The 15,349-nt window shown below is 36.6% G+C and carries 12 protein-coding genes; 9 read left to right on the top strand and 3 right to left on the bottom strand.

Features of this window, described 5'->3' with window-relative positions; all coding sequences use genetic code 11:
• Nucleotides 1-217 precede the first annotated feature (217 nt).
• From ahcY to G0028_RS12410, 9 genes are all read left to right on the top strand, one after another.
• Nucleotides 218-1,600, top strand: coding sequence for an adenosylhomocysteinase (gene ahcY / locus G0028_RS12370; RefSeq protein ID WP_180045103.1), 1,383 nt, complete (start codon nucleotides 218-220; stop codon nucleotides 1,598-1,600).
• A gap of 185 nt (nucleotides 1,601-1,785) precedes the next feature.
• Nucleotides 1,786-2,622, top strand: coding sequence for a methylenetetrahydrofolate reductase [NAD(P)H] (gene metF, locus G0028_RS12375; protein WP_180045102.1), 837 nt, complete (start codon nucleotides 1,786-1,788; stop codon nucleotides 2,620-2,622).
• 139 nt (nucleotides 2,623-2,761) lie between these two features.
• Entirely contained in the window at nucleotides 2,762-3,475 is a 714-nt protein-coding gene (locus G0028_RS12380) for a 16S rRNA (uracil(1498)-N(3))-methyltransferase (RefSeq protein ID WP_130073128.1), read from the top strand.
• A 159-nt stretch (nucleotides 3,476-3,634) separates the two neighbouring features.
• Nucleotides 3,635-6,493, top strand: a complete 2,859-nt coding sequence (locus G0028_RS12385) for an EAL domain-containing protein (RefSeq protein WP_218946252.1) — start codon at nucleotides 3,635-3,637, stop codon at nucleotides 6,491-6,493.
• 135 nt (nucleotides 6,494-6,628) lie between these two features.
• Nucleotides 6,629-8,908 carry an NADP-dependent malic enzyme gene (locus G0028_RS12390; RefSeq protein WP_130073127.1) on the top strand — a complete coding sequence of 760 codons (2,280 nt, stop codon included), beginning with the start codon at nucleotides 6,629-6,631 and terminating at the stop codon, nucleotides 8,906-8,908.
• Nucleotides 8,909-8,987: 79 nt separating this feature from the next.
• Nucleotides 8,988-10,229, top strand: coding sequence for a multifunctional CCA addition/repair protein (locus G0028_RS12395; protein ID WP_180045101.1), 1,242 nt, complete (start codon nucleotides 8,988-8,990; stop codon nucleotides 10,227-10,229).
• Nucleotides 10,230-10,287: 58 nt separating this feature from the next.
• Nucleotides 10,288-10,497: a hypothetical protein gene (locus G0028_RS12400; protein WP_174492367.1), complete on the top strand. Its 210-nt coding sequence runs from the start codon at nucleotides 10,288-10,290 to the stop codon at nucleotides 10,495-10,497.
• A gap of 11 nt (nucleotides 10,498-10,508) precedes the next feature.
• The gene (locus tag G0028_RS12405) at nucleotides 10,509-10,931 is read left to right on the top strand and encodes a hypothetical protein (protein WP_174492366.1); all 423 of its coding nucleotides are present in this window, start codon (nucleotides 10,509-10,511) and stop codon (nucleotides 10,929-10,931) included.
• 18 nt (nucleotides 10,932-10,949) lie between these two features.
• Nucleotides 10,950-11,660 (top strand): hypothetical protein, encoded by a 711-nt coding sequence (locus tag G0028_RS12410; RefSeq protein WP_180045100.1) that lies wholly within the window; start codon nucleotides 10,950-10,952, stop codon nucleotides 11,658-11,660.
• A 129-nt stretch (nucleotides 11,661-11,789) separates the two neighbouring features.
• Here G0028_RS12410 and epmA read toward each other — a convergent pair whose 3' ends face one another.
• The 3 genes from epmA to G0028_RS12425 form a co-directional block, all read right to left on the bottom strand.
• The gene (gene epmA, locus G0028_RS12415; RefSeq protein WP_180045140.1) at nucleotides 11,790-12,761 is read right to left on the bottom strand and encodes an EF-P lysine aminoacylase EpmA; all 972 of its coding nucleotides are present in this window, start codon (nucleotides 12,759-12,761) and stop codon (nucleotides 11,790-11,792) included.
• Nucleotides 12,762-12,769: 8 nt separating this feature from the next.
• Nucleotides 12,770-13,837: a 4-phosphoerythronate dehydrogenase gene (locus G0028_RS12420; protein ID WP_180045099.1), complete on the bottom strand. Its 1,068-nt coding sequence runs from the start codon at nucleotides 13,835-13,837 to the stop codon at nucleotides 12,770-12,772.
• An 89-nt stretch (nucleotides 13,838-13,926) separates the two neighbouring features.
• The gene (locus tag G0028_RS12425) at nucleotides 13,927-15,234 is read right to left on the bottom strand and encodes a diguanylate cyclase (RefSeq protein ID WP_180045098.1); all 1,308 of its coding nucleotides are present in this window, start codon (nucleotides 15,232-15,234) and stop codon (nucleotides 13,927-13,929) included.
• Between the last annotated feature and the right edge of the window lie 115 nt (nucleotides 15,235-15,349).

Below are 15,349 nucleotides of genomic sequence, written 5' to 3' on the forward strand. Positions count from 1 at the left end.
GGCATTGAGATACAGCTCGATGAATAAAGCAACAAGATCACATTGGAATCAAAGCAATTTCCAAGTACAATACGCCACAGTCGAGGGATGCTGCGACTTTCTTACAGGCACTAAATGTAAGATCGCTAGGCTCGACCATCGGTATTCTATTCAGATATACCAACAACGGCATCCGCGAACATACTGATCAATTTTTATTTTTATTAAGGAGATCGTGATGAACGCGGTTAATGCTTCATTTACAGATTATAAAGTTGCCGATATTTCACTTGCAGACTATGGTCGCAAAGAAATCAAACTTGCTGAAGCAGAAATGCCAGCTTTAATGGGTCTTCGTAAGCGTTATGCTGCTGCAAAACCACTTGCAGGTGCAAAAATTCTTGGCTGTATCCACATGACCATTCAAACTGCTGTTCTCATTGAAACACTGGTTGAATTAGGCGCAGAAGTTCGTTGGACATCTTGTAATATTTTCTCTACGCAAGACCACGCTGCTGCTGCAATTGCTGCTGCAGGTATTCCTGTATTTGCTTGGAAAGGCGAAACTGAAGAAGAATACGTTTGGTGTTTAGAACAACAAATTAATGTCAACGGCACACCTTGGGATGCCAACATGATTTTGGACGATGGCGGTGACTTAACTGCGCTTGTTCATGAAAAATATCCTGAAGTGATTGCTAGAATCCACGGTATTACCGAAGAAACAACAACAGGTGTTCAACGTCTGTATGAAATGCACCGCGATGGTACTTTAAAAGTTCCTGCGATCAACGTAAATGACTCTGTGACTAAATCTAAAAATGACAATAAATACGGTTGCCGCCACTCATTGAACGATGCAATCAAACGTGGTACAGATATGCTTTTATCTGGTCGTCGTGCGCTTGTCATCGGTTATGGTGACGTGGGTAAAGGTTCTGCACAATCTCTTCGTCAAGAAGGCATGATTGTACGTGTCACTGAAGTTGACCCTATCTGTGCAATGCAAGCATGCATGGACGGCTACGAAGTTGTTGCTCCGTACAAAAACGGCGTACAAACTGGCAAGAAAGAAGACATCAACTTAGATCTTCTTCAAAACACTGACCTGATCGTCACAACAACGGGTAACTACCACGTATGTGACGCTGCGATGTTAGACAGCTTAAAAGCGGGTGCAGTTGTGTGTAACATCGGTCACTTCGACACTGAAATCGACACAAACTACTTACGTGGTTACAAATGGGTTGAAGTCAAACCTCAAGTTCACCAAGTGTATCGTTCAGAAAACGAAAACGATTATTTAATCCTTCTTTCAGAAGGCCGTTTGGTCAACCTTGGTAACGCAACAGGTCACCCATCACGTGTAATGGACGGTTCTTTTGCGAACCAAGTACTCGGTCAAATGCACTTATTTGCTGAAAAATTTGCTGATCTTCCTGAAGACCAAAAAGCGGCAAAAATCCGCGTAGAACTTATTCCTAAAAAATTAGATGAAGAAGTTGCTGCGGCAATGGTTGCAGGTTTTGGTGGTGTATTAACAACATTAACTCAAGAGCAAGCAGATTACTTGGGTGTTGCTGTTGAAGGTCCATTTAAATCTGAAGCTTATAAATACTAAGTTTTATAAATACCTCTCCCTAACCCTCTCCTGAGCGTACTTCAAGCACTGCTTTGAAGCTAAGCGCAAGAAAGGGAACTCTTCATTGTAAAAGTCCCTTCTCTTGCGCCATATATGGCTCTGGGAAAAGGTTAGGATGAGGGGATTTTTTTAAATAAAAAGTATTTATAAAAAAGGACTTAAACATGACGAAACGTGTCCCGATTTCCTTTGAGTTCTTCCCAACCAAAACTGATGCTGGTGCGGAAAAGCTTAAAGTGGTTCATCAAGAACTTCAATTGCTCAACCCAGAATTTTTCTCGGTAACCTATGGTGCAGGGGGTTCAACACGTGAACGTACCCTATCAACCATTGCTGACTTTAACGGGAAAGGTACACCTGTAGCCCCTCACCTTTCATGTATTGGTGATGACAAGGCTCGTATTGCAGAACTGTTAGATATCTATAGAGCTCAAGGTATTGATCGTATTGTTGCACTCCGCGGTGACTTACCATCAGGTCAAGTTGGTTTAGGCGAATTACCGTATGCGCAGGATTTAGTTCGCTTTATCCGTGAACATTCAGGTGACCACTTCCATATCGAAGTCGCAGCTTATCCTGAAATGCATCCTCAAGCAGACAGCTTCGACAAAGATATTCAACGTTTTTGCGATAAAGTCCGTGCAGGTGCAAATGCAGCACTGACGCAGTTCTTCTTTAATCCAGATGCGTATTTCTATTTTGTAGATCGCATTCAAAAAGAAGGTGTGGATATTCCTGTTGCACCCGGCATTATGCCAATTACCAATGCAAGCAATTTGATTCGTTTTGCAGATGGTACAGGTGCAGAAATTCCACGTTGGATTCGTAAACAACTCGCAACTTATGGTGATGACACCGCTTCAATCAAAGCCTTTGGTCATGAAGTCGTTGTTAAACTCTGCGAACGTCTCATTGTAGGTGGTGCCCCAAGTTTGCACTTCTACACCATGAACCACACAGAACCCAACCGCCAACTTGTGCTAGATCTTGGTTTAGCATAAGTTTTTAAACTTCTTTCATACCTAATCTCTTTTTTCCCTGAGCAAATTGAAATGTATTTCAATGAAGCGCGAGAGAAACTGAATGAGGGATAAAAGTGAAAGAAGTTTTTTATTTCACCTATTTTGAGAGTAAAACCAAATGCCCCGTTTTTATATCGAAACTGATTTAGCTGTAAATACTACGGTTGAACTGACTGAAACAGTTTTTCATCATTGGGTAAAAGTTTTACGTGCACAAGCTGGTGAAAAAGCCACTTTGTTCAATGGACAAGGTGGCGAATATGAAGTGATACTAACAGATATTTCCAAGAAATCAGCCTCTGTTTCCATCAATGCATTTAATCCCAATAACCGTACTCCTGCTTTTACGACCTTACTCGGTCAAGTCATGAGTAAAGGGGATCGTATGGATTATGCCATTCAAAAAGCTGTAGAACTCGGTGTTTCTGAAATTCAGCTTTTAACTTCAGAACGCTGTGAAATGCGTCTTAAATATGACCGTGATCAGAAAAAATTGGATCATTGGCAAGGTATTGCCATTGCAGCATGTGAACAATGCGGAATGAATATTATTCCCAAAATTTTATCTCCAATCAGTTTAGAACAATGGTTCAAAACTGAGTTACCAACAACAAAGTTAGTGCTTGCCCCAAATAAAGAACAGTTGGATATACTTGAAAATTCAACTAAAAATTTAGTACTTCTTATTGGTCCTGAAGGAGGATTAAGTGAAACTGAAATCCAACTTGCAAACAAAAATGGTTTTACTAATTGGTGTATAGGAGAGCGTGTACTCAGAACTGAAACAGCACCCGTCGTTGCACTGTCTATTTTAAACTATAAATTTCAATAAATTTTGTCACTTTTTTGTGAGTTGTGTCGCAAAAACTATTGATTTCGCCAAAGAATATAAGTAATTTACATGTTTTAGAATGGAATATTTAAGTAATATTAAATGTTATATACAAAACCAAAGTTAAAAAATATCCATATTAAGAAAAAGGCATTAGGAATGGTCATAGATGTTCAAGATGAACTTTTATATGCTGCACAAGTTAAAAGTGCAGCCATTCTTTTGCAACGTTTTCTTGTATGGCTATTTGCCATTATTATCTATAACCAGAGTATCTATTATAGTTATTTTGAAGAATTATCATTCTCATTTACACTTTGGAGCATTATTGTTAGCCTCTTTCTGGGCGCTTCTTGGTTATTCATCCGCTCAAATTTAAATACAGCAGCTTATAATAGCTTTAATTTAGATACATTATGTCAGTTGATCTGTTTAGTTGTAGGATGTAGCTTAGGTTTTGGTCTTTTTACATTACATTATTATGTCATTCTAGATACACCTCAAATTACAGAAACACATTTGCTTATTTTATCAACTATTTTAGTGTATTTAACATCAATCACTGCGATTTTTTATTTGAGTTGTCGTTTTCGTTACTTTTTATTTTTACTTATTCCATCCATCACGCCCTGCTTACTCTATAATTTTATCATTACAAATCCATTAAATACTTATTATCAACTTACTTTCAATCTTATTTTATTATTTATTTTGCTTATTGGTTTTATTACCCACAAACTACATCAAAAACTAGGATTAATTTCTTTCGATTATGATAATTTACTCATTAAATTTAAACAACAAATACAAGACACAAATCAATTACAAAACAAATTAAAACATGAAATTGATAAATCTGCTGAGATGCAAAATGAATTATTACTCAACAATCAACTCCTCGAGCAAAAAGTAAAAGAACGTACCTTTGATATTCATCAAATTAATGCTCGTCTAGAAAACCATCAAGCCAATTTAGCATTTGCACATGAAACTGCGCGCATTAATTCGTGGTTATGGAATATCGAAAAACGTACGATTGAGATTTTTGATACTAAAAATAAAATTTTATTCAATCAATTTGATGAACATCATACTCAAATTGATTCTCTCATTCATCCTGATGATCTTGAACATTATCAACATCAAATGCGACAACATCTACGAGGTAAGTCTGAACGTTTCGAAGCACGTTATCGCATCAAAAAAGACGATCAATGGTGTTGGATTCAAGATACAGGTAAGGTCATTGCTCGACATCCAATCTCCTATAAACCGATTCGTATGGTGGGTATTCACCGTGATATTCAAAAAGAGAAAAATGATCAAGAACAACTTAAACTTGCAGCAAATGTTTTTAAACATGTCGCCGAAGGTATTTTTGTACTTGACAATAATTTATGCTATTTAGAAGTGAACCCTTATTTTGAAAAACTCATTGGTTATAGTCAAAATGATTTAATGGGTAAACATCTATTTGATATCACTGTAAATAATAAAAAAGAAATTATTGAGCAACATTTTGACATTACAAAACAATTAGTTAATGATGGTGAATATGATGGAGAGTTGCAAATTGAATTTTTAACAGGAAAGAATTTAACACTATGGATTCATATTAATGCTGTAAATGATGAGAAAAACAAAGTTATTCACTATATTGGTATTATTACTGATTTAACTGAACGCAAAAAACAAGAACAACGTGTTTCTTATTTAGAGAATTATGATTTATTAACTGATTTACCTAACCGTTTTTATTTTAATTTACAATTACATCATCATTTAACAGACCCTAATAATTTATTACAAAACCTTGCAGTTATCCGTATTAATATTGATCGTTTCCGTTCATTTAATGAGTTTGCAAGTACTCAAGCGGGAGATATTTTATTACAAATCTGTGCCAAACGATTAAGACAATCTTGTCCTGATGCATTACTAATTTCGTATTTAAATAATGATGATTTTGCGATTATTTATAATTATGGACAAAATAAAAAAAATATTCATCAAATTGCAAAAAAACTATTAACTGCTTTTGAACATCCATTTAATATCCAAAATCAGGAGCATTTTATTTCAATTTCTTTAGGCATCGCCCTTTATCCAGAACATGGTCGTCAAGTTGATACACTCAATAGCCACTCTGAACAAGCATTGGCGGAAGCAAAAAGCTTAGGGGGTAATACGGCATATTTTTATACCAGCAAAAATTCTCAACTTTTACAAAAAAGTTTGAACTTAGAAGGTGACCTCAGACAAGCACTGAAAAATAAAGAGCTACTTGTATATTATCAACCAAAAATTTGTACAAAAACTGAAAAAATTTACGGTTTTGAGGCACTTATTCGTTGGCAACATCCTAAACTTGGATTAATCACGCCTGACCTATTTTTACCTATCGCAGAAGAATCTAGCCTCATTACTGAAATTGGGCGCTTTGTACTGTTCGAAACATGTAAACAAATTCGTATTTGGCAAGATTTAAACTTCGATTTCTTACGTGTGTCAGTGAATGTAGTCGCGCAGCAAATTCATCGTGGTGAACTCATTCAGGATATAGATCAAGCATTAGAGCTATATCAAATTTCAGGTGATATGTTAGAACTTGAAATCACTGAATCTTCCCTCATTGCAAAATCAGATAATGTGCTTAACTTATTACAACAAATTAAACAGCGTCATATTTCGATTTCATTGGATGATTTTGGTACAGGTTATTCATCATTAGCCTATCTGACTAATTATCCCATTGATACGTTAAAAATCGATAAAATATTTATTTCAAAAATAGAACAAGAAAAAGATCAAGCCATTGTGAGTGCGATTATTGCGATGGGTCAAGCCATGGGGATGAGTATTGTTGCTGAAGGTGTTGAAACCATTGAACAAATCAACTTCTTAAAAAAACATGGATGTCATATTATACAGGGCTATTATTATTCAAAACCGCTCTCTGCACAGGAATGTCTTGATTATCTGTTAAAATTCAAACTTGCTTCAGTTTATGATGCTTAATATAGATATGACATATACTTCTTATTGAAAAAGGTGGTTTTCTGACTGTCCGTATTGCTCAACAAATGGTATATTCAAGAAAATTTAGCCAAAATCACCAGCTCCCGCTGGTACACTGTAACAAACGAGATGTAAATGGACGATCAATCACTAAAACAGCAAGCCCTTTATTACCATGAATTCCCAAACCCAGGGAAAATCAGTGTCACGCCTAGCAAACAACTCGTTAACCAACATGATCTTGCACTTGCCTATTCTCCAGGTGTTGCTGCGCCATGTTTGGAAATTGAGAAAGATCCATCAAAAGCTGCACTTTATACTGCACGTGGAAATTTAGTCGCTGTTGTCAGTAATGGTACTGCTGTTTTAGGTCTTGGAAATATTGGTCCTTTAGCTTCAAAACCTGTAATGGAAGGTAAAGGTGTATTATTTAAAAAATTCGCAGGCGTAGATGTATTTGACATCGAAATTGCTGAAAATGATCCTGATAAAATTGTAGACATTGTCGCCGCTTTAGAGCCAACATTTGGTGGTATTAACTTAGAAGATATTAAAGCGCCTGAATGTTTCTACATTGAACAAAAACTTCGCGAACGCATGAATATTCCTGTGTTCCATGACGACCAACACGGTACTTCAATCATTGTAGGTTCTGCACTTTTAAACGCATTACAACTCAATGGTAAAAAAATTGATGAAATTAAAATCGTTGCATCTGGTGCAGGTGCTGCTGCCCTGTCTTGCCTAGATTTACTTTGTGCATTAGGTGCGAAGAAAGAAAATATCATTGTCGCCGATTCACGTGGTTTATTAACCACTAAACGTGAAGGTTTAGATGAGTCTAAAAAGCGTTATGTACAAGATATTGATGGCGCCCAAATTGCAGACGTAATTACCGATGCAGATATGTTCCTCGGTCTTTCTGCTGCAGGTATTTTAACCAAAGAGATGGTTAAAGTGATGGCGGCTGATCCAATCATCTTTGCATTAGCAAACCCAGATCCTGAAATTTTGCCTGAACATGCACATGAAGTTCGTCCTGATGTGATTATGGCAACAGGTCGTTCGGATTATCCAAACCAAGTGAACAATGCACTGTGCTTCCCTTATATCTTCCGTGGTGCTTTGGATGTTGGTGCAACCACCATTAACGAAGACATGAAAATTGCTTGTGTACATGCAATTGCACGTATGGCACATGTTGAGGCAGATGCTGCATCTTATGGTGAAAAATCTGCATCATTTGGTCGTGATTATCTAATTCCACGCCCACTTGATCAACGTTTAATTCTTGAAATTGCGCCAGCTGTTGCACAAGCAGCAATGGACTCTGGTGTTGCTAGCCGCCCAATCCAAGATTTTTCTGCATATCGTCAACGTTTGTCTGAGTTTGTTTATAACTCTGCACTCATGATGAAGCCAATTTTTGCTCAAGCAAAGTCTGACCCTAAACGTATTGCATATGCAGAAGGTGAAGATCTACGCGTGCTTCGCGCTGTGCAAATTGCAGTAGATGAAGATTTAGCGAAACCAATTTTGGTGGGTCGTACCGCAGTCATTGAAGCGAATATCAAAAAATTAGGCTTGCGTCTTGAAAATGGTGTCAATATCACCATTGTTGATCAAGAAAACAATCCTGATTATGAAAAATTTGCAGACGAATACTACAGTATCATGCAACGTAAAGGTGTAACACCTGAATACGCACAACGTGAATCACGCCGTCGTTCAACCTTGATTGCAGCAATGTTAGTCAGATTTGGACAAGCTGATGGCATGTTATGTGGTACCTATTCAAGCTATGACATTCACTTAGACTTTGTTAAAAATATCATTGGTCTTAAAGAGGGTCGTAATAATTTCTTTACTTTGAATGCTTTAATGCTTGAAGATCGAAACTTATTTATTGCTGATACCTATGTAAATACGAATCCGACTGCTGAACAACTTGCTGAAATGACCATTTTAGCGGCTGAAGAAGTTCGTCGTTTTGGTATGACTCCTCGCGTTGCTTTATTGTCACACTCAAGTTTTGGTTCAGATCAAAATGATCCTAGCGCACAAAAAATGCGTAAAGTATTTGAAATCTTGACTGAAATCGCACCTGAGCTTGAAGTTGAAGGCGAAATGCATGCCGATGCAGCTTTGGATGAAAATATTCGTCAATTTGCATTCCCGAACTCACGCTTCAAAGGTTCTGCAAACTTGTTGATCATGCCAAATCTTGATGCAGCAAACATTTCATTCAACTTGTTAAAATCAACTTCAGGTAATAATGTCACGATTGGCCCGATCTTACTTGGTGCCGCGAAACCAGTACATATCTTGACTCCAACTGCGACAACTCGCCGTTTAGTCAATATGACTGCATTAACGGTTGCTGAAATTCAAGAAAATGAGAAAGCTGCTCTTTAATTGCACGTTTACTCACATCTTGTGACTTGAGAAAACCTCTATTCTGTAGCATCATGGCTTGAAGAATAGAGGTTTTTTCATGCAAGTTTATTTAGTAGGCGGTGCCGTCAGAGATCATTTACTCGGACATCCCTATCACGAAAAAGATTATGTCGTTGTTGGTGCAACACCTGAACAACTTCTTGCTCAAGGTTATCAACCTGTGGGCAAAGATTTTCCTGTGTTTTTGCATCCCGAATCAAAAGAAGAATATGCCCTCGCCCGTACGGAAAGAAAAGCGGGACATGGCTACCATGGTTTTGAGTTTTTTACCGACCCCTCTGTCACCTTAGAAGAAGACCTCATTCGCCGTGATCTCACCATCAATGCGATGGCAATGGATGAAGCTGGACAGGTTTATGACCCCTATCACGGTCAAGAAGATTTGAATAATAAAATTTTACGCCATGTATCCGAGGCTTTTGCAGAAGATCCTTTACGTGTACTTCGTGTCGCCCGTTTTGCTGCACGTTATACTCAATATGGTTTTAGTATTGCACAAGAAACTCTGCTACTAATGCGTCAATTGGCTGAATCTGGTGAGTTAGAAGCTTTAACTCCTGAACGTGTATGGAAAGAGACCTCACGCGCTTTGATGGAAGATCGTGCTGATGTTTATTTTGAAGTATTGCGCGAATGTGGTGCTTTAAAAGTGCTATTTCCTGAAATTGATGCCTTGTTCGGCGTTCCTCAACGTCCTGAATACCATCCTGAAATTGATTGTGGTATTCATACATTGATGTCATTGCAACAAGCATGTAAAGCCAACTATTCTTTAGACGTTCGTTTTGCAGTACTTGTGCATGATCTCGGTAAAGCTTTAACGCCGAAAGATGAATTACCTCGTCATATTCAACATGAAGAACGTGGCATTCAACCTGTCACGGATATTTGTGATCGTCTACGAGTGCCTACTCAAACTAAGCAACTCGCACTTGCTGTTTGTAAGGAACATTTAAAATGCCATCAAGCATTTACTTTGAAGGCAGGTACTTTATGGCGATTGTTACAACGTTTAGATGTTTTACGACGACCTGAGCGTATCGAAGCTTTTGTTCAGGCTTGTGAATGTGATGCCAAGGGTCGTCTAGGTTTAGAAGAACGTGAATATCCTCAAGCTCAGTACATTCTAGAAGCCATGAAAACAGTTCGATCAATCAAAGCTTCAGATCTACCTGTTGAGGTTAAAGGTCCCGATATTGGTGAGATGTTGATTCAAAAACGAATTGAAGCCATTGGTCATTTAAAGCATGAGTTGGGACATCACAATCATACGGTTTAATGAAAAATCCTCTCAGTGATGGGAGGGTTCTAACTTTTTAATCAATACTTTTATAAAAATGATTGCTAAATTTAAAGAATTGCAAGTCGTTAAAACGATCAAGGCTTTTGAAAATATTCCTACAGGTACAATAGGGACTATTTTATTCATTCATAATCATGAACTAGAGATTGCCTATGAGGTTGAGTTTATTGATCATTTAAATCGTTTTTATGAAACGATTGCTGTTCCAGAGTCATTTCTAAATCACTATATGCAAAATAATTAAGGAATAGAAAAATGGAAAATTTTGTTGCTGGGACTCAGATCGGGCAAATCATTTCTTCTTCTAAACTTGAAAATTTTGAACATTTACGTCAGCCACTCATTCAATATGCAATTCGTTATCAACGCAACTATCCATTTGATGTATTAGAGCAAGTTGCAGATGATTTAGAGAACTTAATTACAAAATCATCTTTTTCCATTGATCAAATTCAACCTGAAATTTTAGAAATGATTGAAATTGGACAAGGTGAATATTGTTTGAGTTTAAATGAAATATCCGAAGCTTTTGCAAAATTGACTAAAACAAGAATATTGACTAAAGACATTATTTTATTGATATTAAACCATATTTTTACAGCATACTCTTACAATCATTCAGTTGATGAATTTCTATCTAAAGAAGATAATTTCTTACAAAAGCTGATAAATATCTAATTCAAAAGGTAAAAATAAATGAAAATAGAACTATATCCCAACTTTAACGACGTCTTTACTGATGAAACACTAAAAGGAATTTTCTATCCTTTATGTAGCGTCATACTTGATCAATATCCAAATCAAATTTTTCATTTTATTTCTTCCAATGGGTTATGGATGAATGAAAATTTTGAAACTGAACATAATACTTTCCAATATACCCTATTTGAAATTATCGATCATAAATATAAATTTCATGGTGATGTAAAGTTATATCAAGGCTTTGAACATGCGAAAAATATTTTCCATGACTTGCAAAATGATTTCACACGCAATGGTCAATTATATTTGAAAAGTAAATTAAAAACGGAAGTCTATATTGACCAACAAAAACGGAATCTAAATTTAAAAAAACATGATGATTTTGATCTAGACTACTATTTACAAACGTTTTATGAATTTTCTATTAACAAACTTTGCTTTGAATTAAATCAAGAGTTTGGCACATTCAGAGCTGTTATTGATGACTGGTCTAATGGGAATAAGACAAGCCCTATCGTTTATGATGAAACCACAAATACTTTAAAAGGTCGTTTGAATCATTATGAAATGCCTGAAATTAATCACGCAGATACTTTTAAAGTGATTGGTTCAATTATAGGATATGAATTTTTTACTGACGGTAATGATACGATTTTACATTTTGATGGTTCGAATCAAATTTTGTGTGTTAATTTTTATTCATAAAATTATGAATGGCTGAAATACCACCTTAGACTACAATCATTCCCATCATCATATTGAATAAAAATAAAATCTTATTTTTTAAATCAACATGTCCAATTCCATCAATCAGACATGTTTTCATTTATTCAATCACGACACATCCGCTGTGAAACTCACCACTTTTTCTAGCTGCATCTGATTTTGCACCACCATCAACAAACGGTCTATACCCAAAGCAATTCCTGAACATTCAGGCATATCTGGCAAAGCTGCTAGTAAATATTCATCAATTGGCATCACATGCAAACCAAGCTTCTCACGTTCATCATTATCTGCCTTAAAACGCCCACGTAACACATCGGCATCAATCAGCTCATCATAAGCATTGGCAAGCTCTAAACCTTCGATATAAAGCTCAAAGCGAGCAGCAACCAATTCACCATCTTCATCGGTACGTGTCTTTGCAAGCGAAGCTAATTCAGGTGGAAAATCCGTTAAAAAAACGGGTGTATCAAAACCTAAACTCGGCTCAACCATGTGCGAGAACAATAGGTCTATATAACCTAAGCGATCATCACCCAAATCTAAATTTAGACCTACACGGCGACAAGCATCTTTCAACTCTTGCAAAGTCGCTTTGAGTGGATTGAGATCCAAACGATCCATAAAAGCATGTTTATAACTATAAATGGTTGGACGAACTTCACCGAAACGCTGCGCCAAAACAACATTAAGTAAATCAGTCACTTCAAGCATCAAATCTTTCAGTGAAAAAGCAGGTCTGTACCACTCCAGCATCGTGAATTCGCTATTGTGTTTACGCCCATGCTCATCATCACGGAATACTTTACAGATTTGATAAATCGCCCCACTGCCACTTGCCAGTAAACGCTTCATGGCAAATTCAGGTGAAGTCTGTAAATAATGTGTTTGTTTTTTACCTTGGACATGACGTTGCGCTTGAATGGATGCTAAATGAACATCGGTGACCCCTGCTTGTGATAAAACAGGCGTTTCAACTTCTAATACATCACGCTCAGTAAAAAACTGGCGAATCTGAGCATACATTTTTGCACGTGCTTTCAGTGCTTTTAAATCACAGGTCGGTTGATAATTCACCATAGAATCACTCATGCTTTTGGCCCACCATGTGCAGCCCATTCACGGCGTAAAGGATAGGTTTTGCGCAAATGATCAAAGGCTTTTTGATCAACCTTACCCTCCTTCAACGTCGCCCTTAAATTTGCATCATCTCTTGAAATGTCATAAATGGTCGTTAGGTATTTTTTCAGTGTTTCTTTAATATTATTCCCGTAAAAATATTGTTCACTTACAGGTAACTGCGACTCAAATTTTTTATAAGCACTATAACCAAAGGTTTTACAAAATGCCTCATAAATCATCTGTGTACCACGTGCTTTACCTTCCAAGCTATAACCTGCGATATGTGGTGTAACAATCGTAATTAAATCTAAAAGACGTTCTGAAATTTCAGGTTCATGTTCAAATACATCAAGTACAACTTTGCGCCCTGTGTTGAGAATATCCTCAATCAAAGCTGCTTCTTCCACCACTTCACCACGCGCTGAGTTGATCAAAATTGTCTCAGGTTTCATCATTGCCAAAGTTTCAGCATTGATTAAATGATAAGTCGCATGCTCACCTGTTTTAGTCAGGGGAACATGTGTCGTCACAGCATCGGCTTGTTTTAATAAGTCTTCGAGTGCAACGTGTTGAATATTCTCATGCTGAACCAATGGGTCAAAGCCTATCACTTTCCAACCTAAAAGTTGGGCCATATACGCCAAACGTGAACCAACATTCCCCAAACCAATAATACCCAAAGTAAACTGTTTACCCTGATCTAAAAATTGTGGGTTAAGATGCAATAATGCTGTGATCACATATTCTGCCACAGCTTGAGCATTACATCCTGCCGCATTTGACCAGGCAATATGATGCTTTTCTAAGCTTGAAATATCTAAATGATCTGTACCAATCGTGGCACTACCAACAAATTTAATTGCAGTATCTTGAATCAAAGCCGCATTCACTTTTGTAACAGAACGCACCAACAACGCTTCAGCATCTTTCACATCCTCATGTTTCAAAGTACGCCCTGCTGCTTGTTGAATATCCCCAAATTCTGAAAAAAAGTAATCTGTAAATGCAAGATTTTCATCTGCAATAATTTTCATAATTCATTCCAATGCAATAGTACAACTATGATAACGCTTTGTAAGAACACTGACTATGTGAATACCGTGCAATATCAAACAGAATTATGCTAGAAACTTTGCAGTGAGTGATTATTCACATCCGAATCATAACAATATTCATTGATGGGCATAAAAACGTACTGATTTCTTCCCTGTTTTTTCGCTTGATACAAAGCATTATCTGCAATCTTCAAAATATCTTTTCCTAAAATATTTTCTTTTCCTGTATATAACGTTAACCCGATACTAATGGTTAAATACTCAGAAATCTTAGAGTATTGATGCAGAATTTTTTGTTTACGAATTTGTTCTAATAATCTTTGTGCCACATTGATCGCAGCTTGAGCAGTAGAATTATTTAATAAAATGATAAACTCTTCGCCTCCGTAACGGATCGCAATATCCTGTTCTCGAATATTACTTTTTAAAACTTCAGCCACCGAAATTAATGCAATATCGCCTTGTTGATGCCCATAATGATCATTAAACAATTTAAAAAAATCAACATCGATAAACAATAATGCCAAAGGGCGATGCCGCTTTCTGGCTTGATATAAACTCTGTGCAAATTTTTGTTCAAAGCTCCTACGATTATCCAATAAAGTTAAAGTGTCCTGATGACTTAAACGCATTAAATGCTGATTTAAAGCCGCATATATTTTCTTATCTAAACCAATGATAATGGACTGTAAAAAACGAATTCGATCTGTAGAAATAGTCAAAACGGCAAGTCCTAAACCGACTAAATTTCCCAAAATCAAGACATTAAACAAAACCCATTGTGGAATATACTTTCCTATCATCCATAGACAAAGGCACGTAATCCCTGCGGACACCATACCTGCAATAAACGTATGACTTGGACGTAAACCTGAACAAATATAAGCAAACATTAATGCAAAAATGATAATTAATGTGCCGCGCCATGTCATAGCGCCTGATTGCATCGAAAATAAAACGACTTGTACAATACTCAGCCCAACAATGACCACAGCTGTTACGACATAACAATAATAGGCTCGCCAAATAGGATGCTTTGCCATCAAATATACAGTGAGTAAGGCAATCCAACCTGTGGTATAGGAAATAAGTGTCATCAATACATCATGCTTTCGATAAATCGCTTCTGTAGTAAAATAGTTAATAGGTAAGCTGATGACTTCAAATAAAAAATAGCAAATTGTTGCTGGAAAAAATGCACGTATAATTAACTTTGTTAAACGTTCTTCCCGATCTTTCCAAAATTTATCTTCTAGCGTTTTAGAAAAAAGAGACATCATACATTTTGATTGTTTTTTGAGTAAGCACTCGTATTCTTCACGTTGTCGTGCTAATGCTTGAATGTTTGCTCCACCACCTTCTAATTGATTATCCATTTATTTTATACATTCCATTATCTTATATTTTATTTTTTAACGATCAATAAAATCATGTCCCCTTAAGATTAACATTATAAATAATACAATGAAAACATGAATATAATACAAAAAT

The organism is Acinetobacter piscicola, assembly GCF_015218165.1.
Lineage (GTDB): Bacteria > Pseudomonadota > Gammaproteobacteria > Pseudomonadales > Moraxellaceae > Acinetobacter > Acinetobacter piscicola_A.

Coding starts and splice junctions, on each gene's coding strand:
- ahcY (WP_180045103.1), top strand. CDS start 218: ATGAACGCGGTTAATGCTTCATTTACAGATTATAAAGTTGCCGATATT.
- metF (WP_180045102.1), top strand. CDS start 1,786: ATGACGAAACGTGTCCCGATTTCCTTTGAGTTCTTCCCAACCAAAACT.
- G0028_RS12380 (WP_130073128.1), top strand. CDS start 2,762: ATGCCCCGTTTTTATATCGAAACTGATTTAGCTGTAAATACTACGGTT.
- G0028_RS12385 (WP_218946252.1), top strand. CDS start 3,635: ATGGTCATAGATGTTCAAGATGAACTTTTATATGCTGCACAAGTTAAA.
- G0028_RS12390 (WP_130073127.1), top strand. CDS start 6,629: ATGGACGATCAATCACTAAAACAGCAAGCCCTTTATTACCATGAATTC.
- G0028_RS12395 (WP_180045101.1), top strand. CDS start 8,988: ATGCAAGTTTATTTAGTAGGCGGTGCCGTCAGAGATCATTTACTCGGA.
- G0028_RS12400 (WP_174492367.1), top strand. CDS start 10,288: ATGATTGCTAAATTTAAAGAATTGCAAGTCGTTAAAACGATCAAGGCT.
- G0028_RS12405 (WP_174492366.1), top strand. CDS start 10,509: ATGGAAAATTTTGTTGCTGGGACTCAGATCGGGCAAATCATTTCTTCT.
- G0028_RS12410 (WP_180045100.1), top strand. CDS start 10,950: ATGAAAATAGAACTATATCCCAACTTTAACGACGTCTTTACTGATGAA.
- epmA (WP_180045140.1), bottom strand. CDS start 12,761: ATGGTGAATTATCAACCGACCTGTGATTTAAAAGCACTGAAAGCACGT.
- G0028_RS12420 (WP_180045099.1), bottom strand. CDS start 13,837: ATGAAAATTATTGCAGATGAAAATCTTGCATTTACAGATTACTTTTTT.
- G0028_RS12425 (WP_180045098.1), bottom strand. CDS start 15,234: ATGGATAATCAATTAGAAGGTGGTGGAGCAAACATTCAAGCATTAGCA.